Source organism: Chroococcidiopsis sp. SAG 2025 (genome assembly GCF_032860985.1).
Classification (GTDB): domain Bacteria; phylum Cyanobacteriota; class Cyanobacteriia; order Cyanobacteriales; family Chroococcidiopsidaceae; genus Chroococcidiopsis.
Window position 1 is genome coordinate 1601558 of the sequence record NZ_JAOCNC010000001.1, and the last position, 23726, is coordinate 1625283.

The 23726-nt window shown below is 44.6% G+C and carries 17 protein-coding genes and 2 pseudogenes; 10 read left to right on the forward strand and 9 right to left on the reverse strand.

Features of this window, described 5'->3' with window-relative positions:
• Positions 1–93: 93 nt before the first annotated feature.
• The gene (locus N4J56_RS07695; protein WP_317105925.1) at positions 94–1434 is read left to right on the forward strand and encodes a TldD/PmbA family protein; all 1341 of its coding nucleotides are present in this window, start codon (positions 94–96) and stop codon (positions 1432–1434) included.
• Between the two features lie 148 nt (positions 1435–1582).
• Positions 1583–2161, forward strand: coding sequence for a hemerythrin (locus N4J56_RS07700; RefSeq protein WP_015157074.1), 579 nt, complete (start codon positions 1583–1585; stop codon positions 2159–2161).
• A gap of 57 nt (positions 2162–2218) precedes the next feature.
• Here the strand turns inward: N4J56_RS07700 and N4J56_RS07705 are convergent, their stop codons facing one another.
• Positions 2219–3775: a lipid-A-disaccharide synthase-related protein gene (locus N4J56_RS07705; RefSeq protein ID WP_317105926.1), complete on the reverse strand. Its 1557-nt coding sequence runs from the start codon at positions 3773–3775 to the stop codon at positions 2219–2221.
• A gap of 194 nt (positions 3776–3969) precedes the next feature.
• The gene (locus N4J56_RS07710; RefSeq protein ID WP_317105927.1) at positions 3970–4104 is read right to left on the reverse strand and encodes a hypothetical protein; all 135 of its coding nucleotides are present in this window, start codon (positions 4102–4104) and stop codon (positions 3970–3972) included.
• A 140-nt stretch (positions 4105–4244) separates the two neighbouring features.
• Between N4J56_RS07710 and N4J56_RS07715 the strand changes: the two genes are divergently transcribed.
• The 4 genes and pseudogenes from N4J56_RS07715 to N4J56_RS07730 all read left to right on the forward strand — a co-directional run bounded on the left by N4J56_RS07715 (position 4245) and on the right by N4J56_RS07730 (position 11171).
• A complete protein-coding gene (locus N4J56_RS07715) occupies positions 4245–6131 on the forward strand; it encodes a serine/threonine protein kinase (protein ID WP_317105928.1) in 1887 nt (628 codons plus the stop codon).
• Between the two features lie 269 nt (positions 6132–6400).
• Positions 6401–7585: pseudogene (locus N4J56_RS07720) on the forward strand (DEAD/DEAH box helicase); the annotation flags it as partial.
• Between the two features lie 5 nt (positions 7586–7590).
• Positions 7591–8430, forward strand: coding sequence for an SWIM zinc finger family protein (locus tag N4J56_RS07725; protein WP_317105930.1), 840 nt, complete (start codon positions 7591–7593; stop codon positions 8428–8430).
• A gap of 59 nt (positions 8431–8489) precedes the next feature.
• A complete protein-coding gene (locus tag N4J56_RS07730) occupies positions 8490–11171 on the forward strand; it encodes an MGH1-like glycoside hydrolase domain-containing protein (RefSeq protein WP_317105931.1) in 2682 nt (893 codons plus the stop codon).
• Between the two features lie 26 nt (positions 11172–11197).
• Here the strand turns inward: N4J56_RS07730 and N4J56_RS07735 are convergent, their stop codons facing one another.
• The 3 genes from N4J56_RS07735 to N4J56_RS07745 form a co-directional block, all read right to left on the reverse strand.
• The gene (locus tag N4J56_RS07735; protein ID WP_317105932.1) at positions 11198–11578 is read right to left on the reverse strand and encodes a phosphomannose isomerase type II C-terminal cupin domain; all 381 of its coding nucleotides are present in this window, start codon (positions 11576–11578) and stop codon (positions 11198–11200) included.
• 222 nt (positions 11579–11800) lie between these two features.
• Positions 11801–12010 (reverse strand): hypothetical protein, encoded by a 210-nt coding sequence (locus tag N4J56_RS07740; protein WP_317105933.1) that lies wholly within the window; start codon positions 12008–12010, stop codon positions 11801–11803.
• Positions 12007–12942: an SPFH domain-containing protein gene (locus N4J56_RS07745; protein WP_317105934.1), complete on the reverse strand. Its 936-nt coding sequence runs from the start codon at positions 12940–12942 to the stop codon at positions 12007–12009. The genes N4J56_RS07740 and N4J56_RS07745 overlap by 4 nt, the downstream gene beginning before the upstream one ends.
• Before the next feature lie 317 nt (positions 12943–13259).
• Between N4J56_RS07745 and gatB the strand changes: the two genes are divergently transcribed.
• The 3 genes from gatB to argJ all read left to right on the forward strand — a co-directional run bounded on the left by gatB (position 13260) and on the right by argJ (position 16574).
• Entirely contained in the window at positions 13260–14744 is a 1485-nt protein-coding gene (gene gatB / locus N4J56_RS07750; RefSeq protein WP_317105935.1) for an Asp-tRNA(Asn)/Glu-tRNA(Gln) amidotransferase subunit GatB, read from the forward strand.
• Between the two features lie 16 nt (positions 14745–14760).
• Complete coding sequence (locus N4J56_RS07755; protein WP_317105936.1) at positions 14761–14946, forward strand: hypothetical protein; 186 nt, start codon at positions 14761–14763, stop codon at positions 14944–14946.
• 293 nt (positions 14947–15239) lie between these two features.
• A complete protein-coding gene (gene argJ, locus N4J56_RS07760; RefSeq protein WP_317105937.1) occupies positions 15240–16574 on the forward strand; it encodes a bifunctional ornithine acetyltransferase/N-acetylglutamate synthase in 1335 nt (444 codons plus the stop codon).
• 34 nt (positions 16575–16608) lie between these two features.
• On the opposite strand, the gene N4J56_RS07765 is transcribed toward argJ, so the two are convergent.
• Positions 16609–17244: a sensor histidine kinase gene (locus N4J56_RS07765; RefSeq protein WP_317105938.1), complete on the reverse strand. Its 636-nt coding sequence runs from the start codon at positions 17242–17244 to the stop codon at positions 16609–16611.
• Between the two features lie 61 nt (positions 17245–17305).
• On the opposite strand from N4J56_RS07765, the gene N4J56_RS07770 reads away from it, so the two are divergent.
• Positions 17306–18574, forward strand: coding sequence for an IS701 family transposase (locus N4J56_RS07770; protein ID WP_317104593.1), 1269 nt, complete (start codon positions 17306–17308; stop codon positions 18572–18574).
• A gap of 6 nt (positions 18575–18580) precedes the next feature.
• On the opposite strand, the gene N4J56_RS07775 is transcribed toward N4J56_RS07770, so the two are convergent.
• The 3 genes and pseudogenes from N4J56_RS07775 to N4J56_RS07785 all read right to left on the reverse strand — a co-directional run bounded on the left by N4J56_RS07775 (position 18581) and on the right by N4J56_RS07785 (position 23259).
• On the reverse strand, positions 18581–19078 hold the full coding sequence (locus N4J56_RS07775) for a response regulator (protein WP_317105939.1): 498 nt from the start codon (positions 19076–19078) through the stop codon (positions 18581–18583).
• 146 nt (positions 19079–19224) lie between these two features.
• Positions 19225–22587, reverse strand: a complete 3363-nt coding sequence (locus tag N4J56_RS07780) for a PAS domain S-box protein (protein WP_317105940.1) — start codon at positions 22585–22587, stop codon at positions 19225–19227.
• A pseudogene (locus N4J56_RS07785) lies at positions 22568–23259 on the reverse strand (IS1 family transposase). Before N4J56_RS07785 ends, N4J56_RS07780 begins: the two are co-directional and overlap by 20 nt.
• Positions 23260–23726: the final 467 nt, after the last annotated feature.

Here is a 23726-nt window from a genome sequence, read left to right on the forward strand (position 1 = left end):
TTAGCCGAAGGCGAAGCGAAGCGTTAGACGCTAAGCATCCTTTGCGCCTTTGCGTCTTTGCGCGATCGCATTTTAAGTAGAATAAGAAAGATTATGACGAATATTCAAGAACTTGCAAATTACGTTCGAGATAGTGCTAGTAAAATTGGCGTTCAAAAATTTGATATTTTCGGTTCTTCTGTTGATGAAACTAGCGTGCAGGTAGACTCAGGCGAACCAAAACAAGTCAAAGCCTCAAATCGTTCTGGGGTGACAGTGCGGGTATGGAATGAAAACAATACCGTAGGAGTCACCAGCACGACTGACGTGTATCCCGAAGGTATCGAACTTGCTTTGAAAACTGCTTATGAAGCGAGTTTCTTTGGGGTCAAAGAAAATGTACCAGATTTTAGTCCAGAAGCAATCGCGCCAATTACTGCAAATACAGAAACTACAGCACCCCAAGCACCTGTAGCTGAGTTGATTGAAACTTTGATCTCGGCTGAAAAGGAACTCTTGGCTGCTCACCCGGCGATCGCAGGCGTACCCTACAATGGTTTATCGCAAAGGGATCTCGATCGGTTTTATCTCAATAGTGAAGGGGCAACACGTCATGAAGCCCGTTCCTATGCTTCGATCTATCTTTACAGCAAAACCGATGAAGAAGGAAAAAAACCCCGTTCTGCTGGCGCATTTCGCGTTAGTCGCAATTTACAAAACTTAGACATCCAAGCTTGTCTTCAAGAAGCAGCTGAAAAAACTATCAGTCACTTGAATTACGAGAAAGTCAAGTCTGGTAAATATCGCGTTGTCTTCTCTCCTGAAGCTTTCTTAAGTCTGCTGGGCGCTTTTTCCAATCTCTACAACGCTCAAAGTATTCTGGATAAACAAAGTCTGTCTACACCAGAGTCAATCGGCAAGCAAATTGCCTCACCCCTGCTTTCAGTGTGCGATGATGCATTACATCCCGAAAATATAGCTGGAGAAACGTTTGACGGTGAAGGTACGCCTACTCGTCGCATCTCCATTATTTCTGATGGAGTATTAACAAATTTTCTCCATAGCGCAGGTACGGCAAAACGCCTAGACGCAAAACCCACCGGACACGCTAATATTGGCGCAAAGGTGACGGTTAGTCCTCATTTCTATCACGTTTTTTCTAACCAGCCAGCAACTCAAACATACAACTTAGATACGGCTGAGAACGTCATTTTTATTGACGATTTACACGCCTTGCACGCCGGAGTCAAAGCTTTGCAAGGTTCTTTCTCCCTCCCCTTCGATGGTTGGGTAGTTAACAATGGCAAGCGGACGAGTATCGAATCTGCTACTGTGGCGGGAGATTTTCTGGAAGTGTTGCAGTCAATTATTTTCGTCGAACCAGAGGCAGAATTAACACCATCTGGGGTTTGCCCTCGGATTTGGATAGATAATTTATCAATTACTGGAGAATAGTTGTTGGTTGCTGGTTGTTGGTAGGGGCGCACACTGTGCGCCCCTATCGATTGCAGATTTCTTGAGAATATATCTCAAGTAAGATTTAAATAAATAGCTTTATATGAGAGTTTATAGCTTGACATAGCAATCGGAGGGAAAGTGAAATATGGTCGCAACTTTAGACGATACCAAGCGTAGAGCGATCGCAATGGAACTAGCAGATTTAAAAGCCCTACAAGAGTTGCTAATTAGCAATGAAGAAAAACTGATTCCATCTGTCAGTAGCGATAAAGAAATTAGCGATCGCCTCAACGATTTTCTCAGAGACGACAGGCAAAATTTGACTGTCATTAACGAAGTTATTGCTAAGTTTGGTGGTGGTTCTGTTGGGCATAGAGATACAACGGGGCAATATGTAGAGCAAGTCAACCGCTTAATGGATGGTAACGAACTATCTTTGTATCAAAAAGTCTCTGCTCACGAGCGGATCAAACACCAAGCTGTTATGACTGGATTGATTATTCACAAAGCGTCTCAGGTGACAGGGGAAGATGTCAAGGATGCGATCGCGCCTCTTAACCAAGTCAACTTTGAAAACCGCGCTCATCAAGAGCAAATGAAAGGAATTCTAGAGGTTTTGGGAACCCGCGAACTAACGGGTAAAGATCCAGATCAAAGCGTTTGGGCAAGAACTCAAGATGCTGTTGCTGCTTTGCGAGGCGTATTTGACGGTTTGACGAAATAGGCAATCCCCCCAACCCCCCTTCAAAAGGGGGGCTGTATCATTTTATGCACGATTGTACTAAAAATTCTCAATTAAGCACTCGGCAATGCGGCGGGCTGCACCTAGTTTACCCATGCGACGTATGCCGTTTTCAGCGATAGATTGTAGCTTGTCGGGGTTAGAGAGTAAAGCCGCGATCGCATCACCAACTTGGTGAGGATTTTGGACGAAAGTAATCGATTCCCCAAAATGACGGCTCTGTGCCTCAGCAAAAGCATAGGTAAATTGCGGACCTTGACCAGGCATGATAATGGCAGGTTTGCCTAGCCCAATGAATTGTTCTGTCGCCGTTCCTGCCATTGCGATCGCAATTTGGGCTTGGTGTAAGCAGTCGTTGTAGGCGTGTTGGGTTAAGATAACAAATGCATTTTTTTGCCGAAATGTCAATACAAGCGATTCCTGTAGGGGCGAGTTTGGCTGAGGTGTACGTGCGATCGCAGATATGTCTGATAAACCCGCCCTGGCAAGATCCCCCCAACCCCCCTTAACAAGGGGGGTTTCAGAGAATCCAGTTTTTACGAGAGCTTGACAAAAAGGCTCTAAATCAAGATTAGGGGCGATCGCGGCTAAAAATACCAATGGGCGATCGCCGAAAGTCACGATTAAATCTGTGACTGCTTGCAATATCAGTTCCCAATTTCGGTAAACTTCGGGAGGACGAGAACCAGGTAGGAGCAGAATTTTTAGCGCTTGGCTTGTCTCCTCTACAAAAAGTTGGGATGGTTCGAGGCGATCCATCATGGGATTTCCCCGATCGAAGGCAGGAACGCCATGCTGTTGCAAAATCTTAGCAGTCAGAGAGTCTCTAGGAAACACTGCTCGACAGCGGCGATGGCTCATAAAATAGCGCTCCCAAGGATGATAAATCGAACCCGACCAATGTTCTAAATGGGCAAAAGGCGATCGCCCAGGTAAAACACCATTTTCATCTCGCACGTAATATTCAGACTTAGCCGTCCCCACAAAAGCATAATTCGCTCCACTCCACCAGGCAAAGAGTAAGGGTACGATATCGCCTACGGCTAACACTAGGGTGTGGGGTGTAGGGTGTAGGGTGTAGGGTGTGGGGTGTAGTGAGTGGTGCATGGTGCGTGAAGAAAAGGTGTGGGGTAAGAATTGAATTGCTTCCTCAGCTCCCCCAGCTCCCTCAGCTCTCTTCTCCTTGTCTCCCTTGTCTCCCTTGTCTTCCTTGTCCCCCCTACTCCCTGCTCCCTGCTCCCTACTCCCTGCTCCCTGCATCCATTGACGTATTGCCCTCAGCTGCTTCCCAGTCAGTTGTAACAAGCCACCTTGAATATCTCCTAGCAGTTGCCGTCCATCCATGTAAATGAAGCCACCAGAAGGCATGGTTTTTACGCTACCAATTAGGGGAATACCCAGACGAGTGTAAGCTTTACCTTCACCGACAATTGGTAAAGCAGCAATATCGAGGTTTGGACAAAGCTGCTGAAGTTCTTGGACGATCCGAACTGCAATGATGTCTTCGCCGTGACCGTTACTCAAGCATAGTAACCGCGAATGAGGGGCGAGGGGTGAGGAGTGAGGAGTGAGAGCGGAAGGCGATCTATAGTCCATTTCAGTAATAAAAATTAATAAAAGAGCAAGGGAGTTGTTTAAATTTCTAGCATTGAAGAAGCGTTGTTACTAGGTCGCTAAGCAGCTATCTCGAGGCTTGTGGGTTAGTTAACAAACCATAACTTCTCAGCCAGACTAATTTGGACTAACTTAGACTGATAAATGTATGGCTTTGGATTTCATCGCTGTAGCCCTCACTGTTTCTCGTCTTTCATCTCTAAGGAAAGAATAAAACTGTACGTCACGCCGCGATCGCTTTCGCTACGCAGCAAGCAGGATTGGACGACTGGATGAGTGTACGGCTGGTGACAGTGGTTGGTATAATCCATACTGGTTTTTTGTCGCGTGGGAGGGTGACAGGTCTATAAGTGGAACTAAGTTAAAAATTCTACATAAAAGCGATTTAGCATAGGCAAGAGGCAGAAATATTAAGCAAGCCTAAAGGTCGTGCAGTAGTCTTGAGGGGAGTATGCTAGCTGGAAAAACATTACAGCGTGGGAAATATACCCTGGAACAAGAAATAGGACGGGGTGGATTTGGCATTACTTATAAAGCCACCCACCAATTTTTGGGGCAACCAGTGGTAGTCAAAACGCTGAATGAATTGCTCCGGCAAGCGCCGCAATTTGCCAAGTTTCAGCGCCAATTTCAGGATGAAGCCCGACGCTTAGCAGCCTGCGTCCACCCCAATATTGTGCGAGTCAGCGACTTCTTCATTGAGGACGGCTTGCCATTTATGGTGATGGATTATATTCCCGGGCAAACTCTTGCCAAGGTGGTGTTTCCAGATCGTCCCTTGCCAGAAACGCTGGCAATTCACTACATTCGGCAGATTGGTGCGGCATTGGAAGTCGTGCATCAGAAGAACTTGCTGCATCGGGATGTGAAACCCCAAAACATTATTTTGCGCCAGGGAACTCAGGAAGTCGTACTGATTGATTTTGGGATTGCGCGGGAATTTACTCCAGGTTCAACCCAAACTCATACCAACATGGTTTCGGAAGGGTACGCACCCATAGAACAGTATCTTGCCCATGCCCCCCGTACTCCAGCCACAGATGTTTATGCCCTAGCAGCAACGCTATACGCGATCTTGACAGCCAAAGTACCAGTTGCCGCTAGCCTGCGCGATCGCGTCCCTATGCCCAACGTGCGCCAAATCAATCCTCGGTTAAGTGTTGACGTGGAACGAGCGATTATTTTGGGGATGGAGATTGAAGCTGTCAATCGACCTGCTACCGTAGCTGATTGGCTGGAACTATTGCCCCATACTTATTCCCAAAGTTTCTCAGGTGGTCTGACAGGCGGCGGGCGATCGCAAACTCATAATTCTTCGATCCCAAGTTGGCTTTCTCAGTCCAGCCAACCTGGAGTATCGGTTATGGAACCCCCATCTGCCGAGAGCGAGGAGATCCCCGCCAAGCAATCTTTTTTACGCGGTTTGTGGATTGGTGGTGGTTTAGCTGCGATCGCTGGCATTGCAACTCTAGCGATCGGTACAGTTTTTCCTAAGTCTGTCCCTCAGTCACCTCAAAATTCAATACCCGCGCGCTCCAGCCAGCCTGCACCTCAGCCTACATCGCCCACCGATGCTAGATATGAGAAAAACACTACACTTCCACAAAAAGAAAACTCGCAAAAAGCAAACTCAACTGCTCCCCCACCAACTCAACCTGTAAAAAATACTACCGAGCAACAGCCAGCAGTCAATACTTCTGGGCAAAGTGGGACGCAAAATCTCAGCAGCCCCGTCAACCCAACAATTCGATCTGGCACTCGCAGATGGAGACAAGATCGGAATAATGCTGGGCAAGGTTTTAACCGTAGAGTAAGGGCTACCTCGTCAACCAGAAATCGCTCAATCACGCCTACTCAACCTAAAACCAATCGTCAACGTAACTCGACAAATAAGAGCAAATCGTCTCAACCTGCACCATCTCCTACACCAAAACCAGAACAATCCCCAACATCTAAGCAGTCTCCAACCCCACCTTCGCCAACGCCATCTCCATCCCCAGAACCATCACCCTCACCCCAGAACAACCAGCCAGCGCCAGAACCATCACCCTCACCCCAGAACAACCAGCCAGCGCCAGAACCATCACCCTCACCCCAGAACAACCAACCATCCCCAGAACCATCACCCTCACCCCAAAACGCACCAGCACCTACACCAGAAGCCTCCCCAACAACTAACAACCAGCCACCATCGCCAACACCCAGCGCACCAAGTCCAAATTCCTCTCCAGCGAAAGAAGGAGAACCAATGTTGCCTAGCGATTACGAGTCTGGTAGTATTGCGCCATCACCAACGCCAACAGCTGCACAAACACCCCCTGCCAATCCACCACATTAAAAACCTGGTATCTATCCATGAAAATCATCCACGGTACTTGGATTCCCTCTGCCGAAGCTGATTTCATTCAAGATGGTGCATTTTATCTGTGGGTAGAAACTTCAACTGTCCAAAAACGTCGCAACACCGATCGGCGCACTCATCCTTTTCAATTGGCTTCAGCAGATTTAGAAGCCTTCTTAACTGAGCAATTGGGAATCGCCCCAGCTACTTATGGCAAGACGAACGCTCGAATTTCTACTAAATATTTTGCCTTACCAACTGCAAGCGATCGCCTCAAAGATGAAGCTGAATTTAAAGCTATCTGTCTCAAACACGATGTGGTAATTACTTCATTTACGCTTGCTCGTAAAGATGAAAAACTTTTAAGTAGTGTAACGTGGCAGCGGATAGTAATAGATGAAGCCCAAAACATCAAAAATCCGAAAGCAGCTCAAACTCGCGCCATTTTAAAATTACAAGCTAAACATCGACTAGCTTTAACGGGAACGCCTGTAGAAAACCGCTTATTAGATTTATGGTCGATTTTCAATTTCCTCAATCCAGGTTATTTGGGAAAAGAAGCACAATTTCGGAAATCGTTTGAAATCCCAATTCAAAAAGATAATAGTAAAGTCAAATCTAGCAGTTTAAATAAATTAGTCGAACCGTTTATTTTGCGACGAGTCAAAACTGATAGATCGATTATTAATGATTTACCGGATAAAGTCGAACAAAACTTATATTGTAACTTGACAAAAGAACAAGCTTCGCTCTATGAAGCTGTCGTGAAAGATGTCTCGAAGCAAATTGAAGAATCAGAGGGAATTCAACGCAAAGGGTTAATTTTATCGACTTTATTGAAACTCAAACAAGTTTGCAATCATCCGGCACAGTTTTTACAAGATGGTAGCGAATTTTCTCCAGAGCGATCGCACAAACTTAGCCGTTTAATAGAAATGGTAGAAGAGGCGATCGCTGAAGGAGAAAGCATGTTAATCTTCAGTCAATTTAAAGAGATTTGCGACCCTTTAGAAAAGTATTTGAAGCACAATTGTCATTACAATACTTATTACATTCACGGTGGGACAAACCGTAATAAAAGAGAAGAAGCGATCGCCGAGTTTCAAGACCCTGAAACAGAACCATCGGTATTTATCCTATCTTTAAAAGCAGGAGGAGTAGGAATCACTCTGACTAAAGCCAACCATGTTTTTCACTTCGATCGCTGGTGGAACCCCGCAGTAGAGGATCAGGCAACAGATAGAGCTTTTCGGATCGGTCAGAAGAAGAATGTCTTCGTACATAAATTCGTTGCAATGGGTACGTTAGAAGAACGTATCGACCAAATGATTGCTGATAAGAAAAAGCTATCTTCTGCAATTGTTGGTAATGATGAATCTTGGCTGACAGAACTTGATAATGAAGCATTTAAACAACTAATCGCCTTAAATAAAACTGCAATATTGGAGTAGCGATCGTGGCTAAATTCAGTCGAACTTGGTGGGGAAAACGTTTCATTGAAGCCTTAGAAGCATTCAGCGATTCTGGTAGGCTGGGGCGCGGACGTTCCTATGCTAGCAATGGTAAAATCATTGAATATAAAATTGACGGCAATAAAATTACGGCTAAGGTGAGAGGTTCGATAAATCCCTATTTTGGGGTATATAAAGAACCAAAATACGATACAAAAATCGAAATTACTCCAATTGACAAAGCGAGTTGGTCAAAGGCAATTAAATACGTTTCTTCTAAAGCAAGTTTTGTGTCAAAATTGTTAATGAATGAAGTGCCAGACAGTATTGACTCAGCTTTTGCTGACTTAGGATTGCATTTACTACCGCATAGTAGAAAAGACTTTAAAACGAGCTGTAGCTGTCCCGATTATGCTAACCCTTGCAAACATATTGCAGGTGTTTATTACTTAGTTGCATCTCAACTCGACCATAACCCATTTCTTTTATTTGAATTGAGGGGTTTATCTAAAGAAGAATTGCAATCAGAACTCGTGAAATCTCCTTTAGGACAAGTTTTATCTGCCGAGTTAACTACTAAAGAAACTCCTTTAGTAGCAGAAATATCTTACTATACAAAACTCGAACAAGTGCCTGTAACCGAGCAGATGCATTCTAGAGAATTCTGGCTTGGAACTAAGCGCCTACCATCAAATATTGAAGTTGCCGAACCAGCAATTATTCCAGCAATTGTAGTTAAAAAACAGGGGGACTATCCCGCTTTTTGGCAAAAAGATACTTCCTTTATTACGGTGATGGAAGAATTATATCAGCGAGTGAGAACAAAAAACAAAGACGTTATGTAAGAAAGTCAAAAATTACTAATTTTCTTTGTCCCCCATATCCTCTATTCCTCATTCTCATCATGACTCAAGAAGAACAAAGATTACAAGAAGACCGCGATCGCAAAGCACACTGGCGGCGCTGGGGTTCGTATTTAAGCGAACGACAATGGGGAACAGTCCGAGAAGATTACAGTGCTGATGGTTCGGCTTGGGATTATTTTCCCCACGAACAAGCACGTTCTCGCGCTTATCGTTGGGGTGAGGATGGAATTGCAGGTATTTCTGACAATCATCAACGCTTGTGTTTTGCGATCGCGCTTTGGAATGGTGTCGATCCAATTTTAAAGGAAAGGCTATTTGGTTTAACTGGTAATGAAGGCAATCACGGCGAAGATGTCAAGGAATGTTACTTTTACCTTGACAATACTCCCACTCATTCTTACATGAAATATCTCTATAAATATTCTCAGCAAGCTTTTCCCTATACTCAACTAGTGACAGAAAATCAAAATCGTAGTAAGCGCGATCGTGAATTTGAATTACTTGATACAGGAATATTTGACAATAACACTTACTTTGATGTTTTTGTTGAATATGCCAAAAATACTCCTGAAGATATTTTAATTAAAATTAGTATCGCTAATCGTGCTTCGGAAACTAGAAATTTATATTTATTGCCTACATTATGGTTTCGCAATACTTGGGCTTGGGGACGAGCCGAAGCAGCCAAACCCAAACTTAAAAAGCTGCATCAAGATAGCAATCTGAGTATTATCGAATCTACTCATCCTAGTTTAGGCGATCGCTGGTTGTATTGTGAAGGTGCAGCAGAGTTATTATTTACTGAAAATGATACGAACTACCAAAAGTTGTTTGGAGTCGAGAATAAATCTGATTTTGTTAAAGACGGAATTAACAATTATCTTGTTGAAAACGATAAAAACACCGTAAATCCTCAACAAATTGGTACTAAATTTGCAGCCAGTTATAATCTAAAGATTGCCGCAGGCGAAACCATAACTGTTTGCTTACGTCTGTGCGACTCTCCTTATTTAGTCACTCCATTTGGTAAAGATTTCGAGCAAATTTTTCAAACTCGCATTCAAGAAGCAGATGAGTTTTACGATCGCATTACTTCTTTTTGTCAATTAACACCAGATCGACGCAATATTCAGCGACAGGCTTTTGCGGGGATGCTCTGGGCTAAACAATATTATTATTATGTCATCCATGAATGGCTGCAAGGCGATCCGGCTCATCCTACACCAGCAAAATCGCGACAAAATATTAGGAATGCAGACTGGATTCATCTATTTAACGATGATGTTATTTCCATGCCCGATAAATGGGAATATCCCTGGTATGCAGCGTGGGATCTAGCTTTTCATGTCATTCCTCTTGCCATTATCGATCCTGATTTTGCCAAGCGTCAATTAAGTCGTTTGACGCGAGAATGGTATTTACATCCTAACGGGCAATTACCAGCTTACGAATGGAACTTTAGCGATGTTAATCCTCCCGTTCATGCTTGGGCGACGTGGCGCGTATATAAGATCGAACAAAAGATATACGGACGTGCCGATAGATTATTTTTAGAACGAGTTTTTCAAAAATTATTACTCAACTTTACTTGGTGGGTAAATCGCAAAGATATTGCTGGTAAAAATGTTTTTCAAGGCGGGTTTTTGGGTATGGATAATATTGGTGTATTCGATCGCAGTACCCAAGTTCCTACTGATGCCTATTTACAGCAGTCAGATGGTACGAGTTGGATGGGTATGTACTGTTTAAATATGCTGGCGATCGCGTTAGAATTAGCTAAAGAAAATCCCGCTTATGAAGATACTGCTAGTAAATTTTTCGAGCATTTCCTCTACATTGCCGATGCGATGAATAGCATGGGAGAGGAACGCAAAGGTTTGTGGGATAAAGACGATAGTTTTTATTACGATATGCTGCACGTTCCTGCTGATGGGGATATAGTCCTGAAAGTGCGATCGCTAGTAGGATTAATCCCTTTACTAGCTGTTGAAACTTTAGAACCAGAAGTTTTAGAACGATTTCCTGGTTTTAAAAAACGGATGGAATGGTTTATTAACAACCGTCCCGATTTGCGGCAAAATGTTGCTTGTATGGAAACAAAAGGAATTGGCGCAAGAAGGCTATTAGCAATTTGTTATAAGCCACCAGGAGGAACGGAAGCAGAAAATAAGTTACGCTGCATTTTGAAAACGATGTTAGATGAGAACGAATTTTTAAGTCAATATGGAATTCGCTCTGTATCTAAACATCATGCTTCTCATCCCTATTTCATTAAATTAGACGGACAAGAATATCGCGTCAAATACGAACCAGCAGAATCAAGCGATGCTATATTTGGGGGTAATTCCAATTGGCGAGGTCCCATTTGGTTTCCGATTAATTACTTAATAATTGAAGCGTTACAAAAGTTTCATTATTATTTAGGTGATGATTTTAAAGTCGAGTTTCCCACTGGTTCGGGTCGAGAAATGAATCTGTGGGAGGTTTCGCAGGAATTATCGCAAAGGCTGATTAAAATATTCCTGCAAGATGAATCGGGGAAAAGACCAGTTTATGGAGATCTAAAAAAGTTCCAAACCGATCCACACTGGCACAATTTAATTATGTTTCACGAATACTTTCATGGAGATAATGGTGCGGGTTTAGGGGCAAATCATCAGACAGGTTGGACGGGTTTAGTGGCAAAATTAATTCAGCAGTGTGGTGAATACGATAGATGAAGAATTGATTTCGCAGATAGATAATCTTAAGTCAAATCGTAAGGACGTTCGGTATCATCTTCACCCATATACTCGCCATTTTGAATTTCTAGTAAAATGAGTGGAATTGCCCCAGGATTTTCAATACTATGTAGCGTTGCTACAGGTACGTATGTTGACTCATTGCGATGTAGTAACTTCTCCTCATCACCGCAATTAACTTTAGCCGTACCAGAAACAACAACCCAATGTTCGCTGCGATGGTAGTGAATTTGCGGTTTTATGCGGTGCTTCGGTTTAATTTCAATCCGATTAATTCGATAATTTTCTCCTTCTTCTATTACCTCAACCAAACCCCAATATCTCTGACCTGCGTGTGGAGAGGATTCAATTAAATCTAGCTGAGCCTGATTCCCGTTGCTAGTCATAAATAGCCTAAAAATAAACGTCAATCGCCATTATTAGCAGAAGTATGGCATTTCAGCTCTGGAAGAGTAGGTTGGTTAACGAAATCTTCAAATTTGTTTAAACTTCAAAATACACTCTTCACAATCGGTTCTTTGGGATTTGTCTGAACTAGTTTCAGTATGATAAAAACTTCGTTGGTAAAACGTCGATATTTGGAGCTAGATATCTCGATATCTTCATCACTATAAATCTTCTGATTCTGCATTTTCCTGTGGTGATTCAGCAACTTTTTTCTGCCGATCTTCCTTCCATCTTCCAGTTTTTCTTGCTGCGTCTGTGAGTAAGTATTCAATTTGAGCATTGACACTTCTGAGTTCGTCAGCCGACCATTTTTCTAGTACTTCATACAGTTTTAGATCTAGACGCAGCAAGAATCTTTTTTTTTGACTCATGTATACAAACTACCAGTATTGACTACAGGCTGAGCGTTTTGTTCCGAGGTTAAAACCACAAGTAAATTATTCACCATCGTAGCTTTGCGTTCCTCATCCAATTCGACGATTTGTTGTTCGCTTAACCTTCTCAATGCTTCGTCAACCATCCCTACAGCACTATCTACAATCTGCCGTCGAGCGTCAATTATTGCTTTGGCTTGTTGGCGGCGGAGCATTGCTTGAGCAATTTCTGGCGCGTAGGCAAGGTGAGAAAGCCTAGCTTCAATAATCTCTACCCCCGCAACTTCTAACCGTGCTTGTAATTCTTGTTGAAGCGATCGCGCCACTTCGTCAGGAATGCCTCGCAGCGAAGGTATACTCTCATCATCACCTGTGTCATAGGGGTAGCGGATGGCTAAGGCACGAATTGCCGTTTCACTTTGGATGGCAACAAATTCTTCGTAGTCGTCTACTTCAAAATAAGATTTGGCTGAATCTACAACTTGCCACACGACTACAGCTGCAATTTCAATGGGACTGCCTTGAGCGTCGTTGACTTTAAGAATTTTGCTGTTAAAGTTGCGTACTCGCAATGAAATCTTGCGCTTGCGGGTAAAAGGATTAGTCCACCAAAATCCTGCTTCTCTAACGCTACCAGCATAACGACCCAAAAATGTTACTACAACTGCTTGGTTTGGTTCCACCGTAAAGAACCCCGAAAATGTGGGAATGATGACTGCTATTAAAGTTGCTCCCAACCATGCACCAATTTCAGCAGTGGTGTCTTCTCCCAGTAAATCGGTAATTTTCAGAGTTCTACCTAATATTGCCTCCCATCCTTGGATAGTCGTCCACAGCCACCAAACAGCCAAAATTGAGATCGCCCCCAGTACTACCAGCGCCACAAAACCATCCACCTTAAAGGCAGGACGCTCTTTCAGTCGCTCCATATTTGTTACCTGATTTTAATGTGATATCAAAACGATATAATTAGTTCATTCATAATGTCAATGTGATATTATGGAAATATCACTTGCTCGAAGTTTGTCTGAGAAAATGTCGCGCAAAGACGAGCCAGCGCCGTGCGGGGGTTCCCCCCGTTGAGGAGGCAGCGCGTTGCGGGGGTTTCCCCCGTTGTAGCGACTGCCGTGCGACTGGCGTAGCAAAGACGCAAAAGATTCTTAGCGCCTTTGCGTCTTTGCGTGACCAAAAACCAGAGAAGTGTAAAGATTGGAAAGTATTACAATCAGAGCGGCAAATAAAAGATATGACTACTGCTGCACCGACAAAAACTAAATATGAGGCGATTATTGGTTTAGAAACCCATTGTCAGCTGAATACGAATACGAAAATTTTTTCGAGCAGTTCTACAGAATTTGGCTCGCCTCCAAATACAAATATCGATCCGATTTGTATGGGTTTACCTGGAGTGTTGCCCGTATTGAATGAGAAGGTATTGGAATACGCAGTGAAGGCGGGTTTGGCGTTAAATTGCCAAATTGCACCTTATAGCAAGTTCGATCGCAAACAGTATTTTTATCCTGACTTACCGAAGAATTATCAAATTTCTCAGTATGACTTACCAATTGCCGAACACGGTTGGTTAGAAATCGAACTTGTCGATGCGGATAACAACCCCGTCCGCAAACGCATTGGGATCACGCGCTTGCACATGGAAGAGGATGCAGGCAAGTTAGTACACGGGGGTAGCGATCGCCTGTCTGGTTCTACTTACTCTTTAGTAGACTACAATCGTGCTGGCGTGCCTTTAGTCGAAATTGTGTCGGAACCCGATCTGCGTTCTGGGCAAGAAGCGGCGGAATATGCCCAAGAACTACGCCGGATCTTGCGCTATTTGGATGTTAGTGACGGGAACATGCAAGAAGGTTCCTTGCGGTGCGATGTCAATATCTCCGTGCGTCCTGTCGGACAAAAAGAGTTTGGCACGAAGGTAGAAATTAAAAATATGAACTCGTTCAACGCCATTCAACGGGCGATTGAATACGAGATCGAACGGCAAATTGCGGCTGTAGAGTCTGGAGAAAGAATTGTTCAAGAAACCAGGCTATGGGAAGAAGGCAGCCAACGCACTGTTAGTATGCGGACTAAAGAGGGTTCTAGCGATTACCGCTATTTCCCCGAACCCGATCTAGCGCCGATTGAAGTGTCCAAAGAACAGTTAGAAAAATGGCGTGCTGAGTTGCCAGAATTACCAGCCCAAAAACGCCATCGTTATGAAAGCGAACTAGGACTTTCTGCCTACGATACTCGCGTATTAACTGACGAGCGATCGGTATCGGAATATTTTGAAGCGACGGTAGCAGCTGGAGCCTCGGCAAAACAAGCTGCCAACTGGATTATGGGAGATATTGCAGCTTACCTAAATAGCAACAAACTCAGTATTGGTGAAATTGCGCTTAAACCAGAAACGCTAGCAGAATTGATCCAGCTGATTGAAGGCAATACAATCAGCGGCAAAATTGCTAAAGATATCTTGCCTGAACTGCTAACTCAAGGTGGTTCGGCGAAGGAGTTAGTAGAACGTAAGGGATTGATTCAAATTTCCGATCGCAGCGCCATAGAAGCGATCGTCGAGCAAGTCATTGCTGCCAATCCCAAAGAACTAGAACAGTACCGTAACGGCAAAACCAAACTTCTAGGCTTCTTTGTCGGGCAAGTGCTGAAGCAAACAGGCGGACGTGCCGATCCGAAGCTGACAAACCAACTGCTAGCAGAAAAGCTCAACAAATAGGAGCGAGGAGTGAGGAGTGAGGAGCGAGGGGGTTACAAGAGAGCTGGGGGAGCGATCGGGAGCAATTCAAAATTCAAAATTTCGTTACACTCTACACCCTACACCCTACATCTGGCTCACCACACACTGCGTTCTTTCCCTCACTCCTCGCTCCTCGCTCCTCATCCCTCTTCAACATGGCAATTCTTCATCGGATCTTTAAGAAAATCCCGTAGAAAGCCGTAAGATTCTTTACACACCACCTGTTATATTCTACTGAGTAGATGCACCCTGATGATTGGGAGAGTCACCGAACTGACTCTCTTTTTTTTTGGCTTTTTTAAGCGAGCAGTGGTAAGAGAAGAAGTCAGAAATCAGATTTCTTCACCTGCTCAGAAGTTAACTGATAACTGATAAATGGAATAGCCGCGATCGCCTGAAATCGCAAAAATCCTCACTCCTTACCCCTCACCCCTTCTGATATAATCGCAGGCTATGCGTTGGGAGACAGGCAACATGGTATGGCATGAGATAAGTGGTGGTATCACTGCGCCAAGAGGGTACAAGGCAGCGGGTATTAGAGCGGGATTAAAACCTTCAGGACTACCAGATTTAGCTCTAATTTTGTCAGATGTAGAAGCGATCGCCGCAGGTGTTTTTACGACTTCTCAAGTCCGTGCTGCTTGTGTCGATTACTGCAAGCAAAGATTGCAAGCTAAACCCAGCGCTAGGGCAATTCTTTGCAATGCAGGGCAAGCTAATGCTGCAACGGGTTCTCAAGGCTGGTTGGATGCCCTAGAGTGTGCAATGGCACTAGGACAAGCTTTAAATATCCCCTCAGAATCGGTGTTGCTTGCCTCTACTGGGGTAATTGGCAAAAGAATTGTGATGGACAAGATGCACGCTGGCATTCCTCAACTGGTTGCCGAAGCTTCTGAAACAGGTGGAGATGCCGCTGCACAAGCGATCGTCACTACAGATTTGGTAACAAAATCCATTGCTTTAGAGACAACAATGGGCGATCGTCCCGTTCGGATGGGTGGCATTGCTAAAGGTTCGGGCATGATTCACCCCAACATGGCGACGATGCTAGCTTTTGTCACCTGCGATGCGGCTGTCTCTCCTGGTCTATGGCAGCATATGCTAAGTCGAGCTGCCGATAAAAGTTTTAACCAAATTACTGTCGATGGCGATACCAGTACCAACGATTGTTTAATTGCTTTGGCAAACGGACAATCGCGCACCCCAGCCATTACCGAGATGGGTGCAGAGGCAGAAAAGTTAGAAGCCATGCTCACAGCCGTGTGTCAACACTTAGCCAAAGCGATCGCCCGCGATGGAGAGGGCGCAACCTGTTTAATTGAAGTACAAGTCACAGGAGCAACCGACGAAAAAGCCGCTCGTCAGGTAGCGAAAACGATTGCTGGTTCTTCCCTAGTTAAATCAGCAATATTCGGACGCGATCCCAACTGGGGAAGGATTGCAGCCGCAGCGGGACGTGCGGGAGTTCCCTTCGAGCCAGAAAATCTCAGAATTCAACTAGGAGATTTTCTCTTAATGGAAAACGGACAGCCTCTAGACTTCGATCGCGCTGCCGCCAGTGCATACTTAAAGCAAAAAGCAGCACAACAGCCTCAAGTAGAAACCGTTAGTACTGCCCAGAGTAATGAATTATTAGCGGTTAAAGATGGAGAAACAAAAGCTTTCGAGCGTCAAAGTGGAGGCGATCGCTTCCAAGACGAAACAGTCATTATTAACGTCAGCATTGGCAGTGGTTCCGGCTCTGGCATAGCCTGGGGCTGCGATCTCAGCTACGACTACGTGAAGATTAATGCTGAATATACGACATGAAGATATAGAGACGTTGCACGCAACGTCTCTATATCTAACGTTGCAACAACACGCTTACAGTCGTCTTCACTTCTGTCCCGCCACTTTCAATAAATAATTTACCTCCATGAAGTTCTGTAATGCGTTTTGCCAAAATTAAACCCAAGCCTAAACCTTGTTGGTCGTAAAATTTGCGCTCGAATTGCATATAACCGCCAATACTAGCAATTTGTTCGGTAGACATAGCACGTCCGTAGTTAGTAATACTAATTTTGAATCCATCTTTTTCAGTAGCAGCTTTGACATGAATAGATGTGCCAGCTTCGGAGAATTTAAAAGCATTATCGATAATTTCTTCGATCGCTTTCTTCAAGTCTCGCTTCGCAATCTTGACGTTAGAATTAGCAACTTGTAAAATTAAATCTGCTTCTCGTTGATATTGTTTTGCCTTTTGAATTGCTATAGCAAAGATAATATCGCTAGGGTTGAGGGTTTGACAACTACGTAAAGCTTGTAGTTCTTCAGGATTAGTTGCTAATAGTTCAATTTGAGCGTACATAATAAAATTCTCAATCATTCTTTGCAGGCGTTGAGAAGAATTATGTAAATTTTGGGCTGTTTCTAACAGTTCTTGAGGTTTTATTGTATCGTAACTTTCTCCTAGTGGGACTTTGTAAGAAAGATGGAGCAAATTGAGCTAGAATGCGGGTAGGAGTTGCGTTTTACGTCAGTCTCGACAGGAGCAACGTAAGGTGAAAGATCAAGTACCAGCAGCGATGCCGCAGTGCTTTGAGAACTGGTGTCGTCGGTTTGATGATGTATTTTCGCGTCAGAAGCAGCGGCAGGAATTTCGTGTTTATCTAGGGGGACTGCTGGGTGAGAGTCAGCGCAAAAACCTGAGCCAACTGGTCACAAATACAGTAGATGGCTCCTACAACAGCCTCAGACATTTTCTCAACAATGCCCCTTGGGATGAAGTCAAGCTAAATAATCGGCGGTTGGAGGTGATGCACCAGTGTCGCCAGACGACCCCGAGTCAAGGTTTCACATTGATTGTAGATGATTCGGGACATCGCAAAAGTGGTGCGGCTACTGATGGGGTAGGACGGCAGTACATTGGGGAGATTGGCAAGACTGACAATGGTATTGTGCTGCTGACTACCTACTTGTATGATGGAGTGCGACGTCTGCCGTTAGATGTTGCACTCTATCAACACGCAAGTTTATTCGAGCAAGGCAAGGCAGACCCCAACTTCCAGAAAAAACCTGACCTGGCTCTAGACTTGGTTGACCAATGCTTGAAGCGCGGTTATCGACCGGGTGTGACTGTAATTGATGCAGGCTACGGTAATAACACGCCTTTTCTCAAGCAGTTGGAGTCGAGAAACCTAACTTACGTGGCAGCAATCGCCAAAAACCGCCAAGTTACTGCTCAAACATCAGGTGATGAGTCTGCTCGTAAGCAGGGATTAGAAGCTATTGCTCAAACCTTGGCAGTGGAGCAGTTCACACCTGTGCAACTCAATCTGGAGCAGCCCCGGACAGTTTGGGTGGCGCTGTTACCAGTTCACGTTCCGAAGCTCGAAGGCACTCGCTGGCTGGCGATTCAACTCAATGCCTCTAGTTTCGAGCAAGCGACGGAGGTGGATTACTTTCTCACCAATGCCTCTGACAACCAAGTCAGTGCGGCTTGGGTAGCTCAAACATATTCTGCTCGCAACTGGGTGGAGGTCTTCTATCGAGAAGCCAAGGGCTGGTTGGGTTTGAGTGAGTATCAAGTTCGGGATGCTCTGAGTATGAAGCGTCATTGGGTTTTAGTGTTCATCGCTTACACCTTCATCCTTTGGCATCAGTTGACCGGCGGATTCCGCAGACGTTGGGCAACCAAACCCTTACAAACCTTTGCCGAAGCATTGGAGGCATTCCGCACCGCAGTCGAGTTTCGTTTGGTCCGCTGGCTTAATGAGCATGTTGATGTATTTGCCTCTCACAGAGCTAAGTTCGGCTATATTTGGGCTTAGAAAGTTTTAAAGTCCCACTAGGACTTTAGAAAAAGATAAGACTTCGCTTAAAGGTAACAACAGTTCTTGCGGCAGAGCATCGGTAATACTTCTGCGTAACTCAGCTAACTTTTTTTCTGACTGTTGAGCGACAAACGCTTGCTTTTGTAATCTCGCCGCGATCGCACCCAATAATTCCGTGCGGGTAAATGGTTTGCTGATGTAGTCATCTGCCCCCATTTCCATGCCTTGGCGCACGTCTAATTTATCAGCTTTAGCTGTTAGAAAAATAAATGGAGTTGATGCTGTAAGGGGGTTTTGACGTACCATGGTTAGTACCCCATAGCTATCCATTTCTGGCATCATCACATCGCAAATAATCAGATCTGGCTTATGCGCCAATGCCATTTGATAGCCCTTCAAACCATTTTCTGCATCAAGAGTATCAAATCCTTCTGCTTCCAAACGGGCGAGTATATTTTCTCGAACTGATAGTTCATCTTCAATCACTAAAATTCGGCTCATGTCGATCTTTCCTAATTAATTGAATAGTTAAAAACTGGATTCTCAAAGAGATATTTTGAAGTTAATAGATAGAATTTAAGAAGAAAAATTGAATGCCATGTTGCAACTTTATGGTTTTATAAATGCAGAGCGATTTCTCCTTACTCCTAACTGCTTTTATAAGGAAGAGAAACTATAAAAGTCGTTCCGATTCCAACTTCACTTTCAACAGCAATATTGCCGCAGTGCAAATCGACTGCTCTTTTAACAATGGCTAAACCCAAACCCGTACCGGAAATCGTGCCGACATTGCTAGCTTGATAGAAGGATTGAAACAACTGTTCGCGATCGCTTTTGGGAATTCCGATGCCTCGATCCTGCACCTGAAAGATAACTTTTTCCGCATCAACATTCAGATTGAAACTGACGATACTACTAGTAGGAGAATATTTAATTGCATTTGATAATAAATTAATCAAAATATGGCGCAATAACTTTTCATCCAACGCCACCTCGCTAGATTCAGATTGAGAATTCAAGTGAATTGTGTGGCTGTCAGCAATCATTTGCATCTCCTCTACTAGCTCGCGGCAGAACTGGACAACATCCAGTTCGATTGGGTTACACTCTAGTTTGCCCGCTTCGGCTTTCCCAATTAACAAAACATCATCTAAAAGTTGATTCATGTGCTTGACAGTGGTAACAATGCGTCGTAAATGCAGAAGTTTCTTTTCTTCCGCCCATTGAGAGCCGAAATCTTCCATCAATTCAGCTGAAGACAAGATAGTGGTTAATGGCGTGCGGAATTCATGAGAAGTCATGGTGACAAAGCGAGACTTGAGTTCGCTAAGTTCTTTTTCTTTAGCCAGCGTATGCTGCATTTCTGCTTCAGTGCGCTTGCGATCGGTAATGTTGCGGACGATCGCCATCACTTCATTTTCTGCACTCACCACAATTCGCGCTTCGTAATCGTGCAATTCGTCTTCAGTGTAAAGTTGGTATTCAAAGATTTGCAATTCTCCCGTAGTTAAAGCTTGCTGAATGTAATACATCGTTGGCTGAGCGATTGCTGATGGCAGTACTTCATCAATTCGCCTGCCCAAAAACTGGTTTGGCGGAACAATTAACTCTTCTGCTTTAGAAACTTTGTAGTTGACAAAAATTCCATCGCCACTTACGCGAAACATTAAATCGGGAATCGCATTGATCAGAGCGCGGTTAGTGGCAAGGCTAGAACGGAGAGCTTCTTCTGCTCGCTTGCGCTCAGTAATATCGGTAGAAATACCTCCAACAACGTATGGTTCGCCAGCAGCGTTGAATAGGGGAAACTTAACTGAAAGGTAAGTATGCAAACCGTCATCGTGGGGTAGTACCTCTTCCCAATCCAATGCCGATTTTGTCTCTAACACCTGGAGATCGTTGGTTCGCAGCACCTCAGCAATTTCTGGCGGGAAGATCTCGTAATCAGTTTTGCCAATTGCCTCAGTTCGATCTAGATGGAAGAGAATCCCGTACCAAGAATTGATCGTGAGATATTTGCCCTCCAAATCTTTGACGTAAATTAATGCTGTAGAGTTATCTAAAATTGCTTGCAGCCTCTCCTCGCTCTGCCGCAGTGCCTCTTGTACTTGCTGCCGTTCTGTCACATCGTGGGCAACGACGCAAAAAACTTCTTTGCCACCATAAAAAATTGAATTGAGATGAACTTCTGCATAAGCCACGCTGCCATTGCTGCGGTGATGTGGCACTTCTCCTAAAAATAGATTTTTTCCCCTCAGCGCGCGCTGGGCATTGCGATCGATGGTCAGGCGATCGCCAGCGAAAATATCGTATAGCGTCAGTTGTAAAAGCTGCTCGGGAGAATAACCGAGGAAACGCGCAAAAGCATCATTTGCTTCCAAAATACGTTTTGTCTCGATATCGATGAGACAAATTCCTTCAGCAGTTTGCTTGACTACAGCACGATACCGAGATTCGCTCTCATGCAGTCCCTCTTCCGCTCGCTTGCGTTGCATTAGTCCACCTAGCTGGGTAGCAACAGTTGAGACGATCTCGACTTGATGCTTATCCTCAGCACAAGATTCAGACATGAAAAAGGCAATGACAGCCAGGACTTCCGATTTATCCGCCGCGCGATCGGCGACGATGGGAATGGCTAAACTTGCTTTGAGACCAGCAGCCCGTGCTAAATGGCTGCGGACGATCGCCATCTCGGTCTCGTCTTCTAGACTCGGAACCCAATGCGGTTGCTGAGAACGCCAAACATGACCGATTAAACCAACTCCAGGAGAGAATTTAAATTTCTTGCTCGAACTACGGAAGCTTGTGACGTTGTAATGCTTGCCATACCAAGCAGGACTGCTCTGAAGGATATCGTTCTCCGCACAGGGAATCCACGCCTCACCATAACTCCAACCCGTAAATTCGCAGATCTGGCGCAGTGCCACTCCCAGAGCAGCATGGAAGTTTTGAGCATCTCCAATCGCCTGAGCGATTTTTTGTAACAGCCGGACTTCTGCCTCAGCGCGGTGACGTTCTGCCATTTCACTGTGGAGTTGCTGGTTGATGCTGACCAGTTCGGCAGTACGATCGGCAACTTTGGTTTCTAACTGACAATAAGCATCATGTATGGCTAATTCCGCAGCTTTGCGATCGCTAATATTACGAAAAATTCCGCGAGTCGCAGTTGGTTGAGACTCGACAAATTGACAGTTAATGCTACCTTCAACCCAAATTTTTTCGCCTTGCTTGGTAACAAAAATTGTTTCAACTTGCGCGAATTTCTCGCCAGCCATGATGCGCCCAAAGACTTCTAGACAGTGACACAAGCTATCGGGATGAATAATGTCGTAAATTTTTAGCTCGGCAAGCTCTGCTTCACTATAGCCAAGGGTTTCTTTCCAGGCGCGGTTGACATAGATAAATCTGCCATCTGGCGTAACCGATTGAATCAAATCGTTAGCATTTTCAAATAAATCTCGATAGCGTTCTTGGCTCTGTCGCAGGGCAAGTCCTATTTGCTGTTGCTGTAGATGCGCCTGTTGTAAACCGATCGAAGTCCGTCTTAGCTCCAATTGCGTCACGACCTGACGCGCCAGAATTTCTAAAGCCTCCAATTGTTGGGGACTCAACTCGCGAGGTACGTAGTCGATCGCGCAGAGAGTTCCCAAAGCAAAATTGTCCGATGTCACCAGCGGCGCACCCGCATAAAACCGAATTTTGGGTTCTCCAGTTACCAGCGGGTTCTCAGCAAAACGCTCATCTTGGCAAGCATCAGGCACGATCAGCAAGTGACGTTCTCCAATCGCCCGATCGCAAAAGGCAATATGACGAGGAGTTTCTGGAATAGTTAAACCAATTTGAGACTTAAACCATTGGCGATCGGCATCGACCAAACTAATGAGTGCTGTAGGAGTCTGGCAAATTTGGGCAGCCAAACGAGTGAGATCGTCAAACGCCTGCTCTGGTGAAGTATCCAGAATATCGGGCGTTGCTGAATAGAGATATGAACTATTGAGGAACTGGAACATTCCAGAATTTGAGATAGTGCAGTAACAATCGAATTGAATATTTCAGCATTTCTTCTGATTTGGAGTAGCACAGTGTCTTTCGATGCAGCCGAGCCAGATAGTGCCTCAGTCTTGTATTTTCGGACTCAACTCTGGTCATATAAGTCTTACTGACAATTTGATCGCCGTCTGGAATAAAACCTGGATAAACACTCCAACCATCCGTAACATAAAAGTAGCACCGCCATTGGGCAACGATCGCCCATAGCGGGGCAAAGGTTTCAGCACTATGGTCGCCCAACGCCCAACCTAAAATCCCTGAAGTGAAGTGATCTACTGCTGTCCACAGCCAGATTTTGTTTTTTTTGCACCGACGAAGGTTTCTAGTTCATCTAGTTCACCGACTTGGGGGACTGTTTCTGGGGCATCAGCATCAGGCAGATTGTTACCTACTTGCTTGAGCCAGTGAATGATTGTCGTATGATGAACACCTTTAACTCGTTCAATTCCTCGAAAACCGATGCCATTCACATACATTTTCAAGCATTCCCGTTTGACTTCATCGCTGTAACCTCTGCATGTTTCATAGTGTTCAATGAATTGTCGCCCACAATCAACACAAATGTGGTTCTGTTTACCTCGCTTGATGCCATTCTTCCGAATATGAGTTGATTGGCACTCTGGACATTGCATCGCAACTTACCTCAATTCATACCTCTATTATGCAATGCCGAATATCGTACCTCTGTAGGGCATGAAGTCTATCTATTTCATTGCTAGGCAGGGGATCTTTCACCGTCATCTTCCTACTATGATTTAGCGATCGCCTTTAACAGTGACCAGTGACCAGCGACCAGTGACCAGTGACCAGCGACCAATTAATTCGGAATTCCGAATTTCCCAAGAGCTATTCTTAACAGTTAGTATTCCCAAGTTTTGGCGTTGACTTACATTTTTACTGCTGGCAATGTGAAAGATTGAGAATTCTAGGTTTAAATGTTATGTGGCAAGTGAGTAGTGAAGAGTGGTGTGTGGTGCATGAAGAAGGGGTGTAGGGTGTGGGGTGTGGGGTGTAGTGTTTTTCCCCCTCAGCTCCCGAGCGCCTCCTCAGCTCCCTCAGCTCTCTAATTCTCCCTGCTCGTGCGCTCTCTGCTCCCTGC

What these genes read in the sequence shown, in the direction of transcription:
- N4J56_RS07695 (WP_317105925.1), top strand. Translation starts at nt 94, where the DNA reads ATGACGAATATTCAAGAACTTGCAAATTACGTTCGAGATAGTGCTAGT.
- N4J56_RS07700 (WP_015157074.1), top strand. Translation starts at nt 1,583, where the DNA reads ATGGTCGCAACTTTAGACGATACCAAGCGTAGAGCGATCGCAATGGAA.
- N4J56_RS07705 (WP_317105926.1), bottom strand. Translation starts at nt 3,775, where the DNA reads ATGGACTATAGATCGCCTTCCGCTCTCACTCCTCACTCCTCACCCCTC.
- N4J56_RS07710 (WP_317105927.1), bottom strand. Translation starts at nt 4,104, where the DNA reads ATGGATTATACCAACCACTGTCACCAGCCGTACACTCATCCAGTCGTC.
- N4J56_RS07715 (WP_317105928.1), top strand. Translation starts at nt 4,245, where the DNA reads ATGCTAGCTGGAAAAACATTACAGCGTGGGAAATATACCCTGGAACAA.
- N4J56_RS07730 (WP_317105931.1), top strand. Translation starts at nt 8,490, where the DNA reads ATGACTCAAGAAGAACAAAGATTACAAGAAGACCGCGATCGCAAAGCA.
- N4J56_RS07735 (WP_317105932.1), bottom strand. Translation starts at nt 11,578, where the DNA reads ATGACTAGCAACGGGAATCAGGCTCAGCTAGATTTAATTGAATCCTCT.
- N4J56_RS07740 (WP_317105933.1), bottom strand. Translation starts at nt 12,010, where the DNA reads ATGAGTCAAAAAAAAAGATTCTTGCTGCGTCTAGATCTAAAACTGTAT.
- N4J56_RS07745 (WP_317105934.1), bottom strand. Translation starts at nt 12,942, where the DNA reads ATGGAGCGACTGAAAGAGCGTCCTGCCTTTAAGGTGGATGGTTTTGTG.
- gatB (WP_317105935.1), top strand. Translation starts at nt 13,260, where the DNA reads ATGACTACTGCTGCACCGACAAAAACTAAATATGAGGCGATTATTGGT.
- argJ (WP_317105937.1), top strand. Translation starts at nt 15,240, where the DNA reads ATGGTATGGCATGAGATAAGTGGTGGTATCACTGCGCCAAGAGGGTAC.
- N4J56_RS07775 (WP_317105939.1), bottom strand. Translation starts at nt 19,078, where the DNA reads ATGAGCCGAATTTTAGTGATTGAAGATGAACTATCAGTTCGAGAAAAT.
- N4J56_RS07780 (WP_317105940.1), bottom strand. Translation starts at nt 22,587, where the DNA reads ATGTTCCAGTTCCTCAATAGTTCATATCTCTATTCAGCAACGCCCGAT.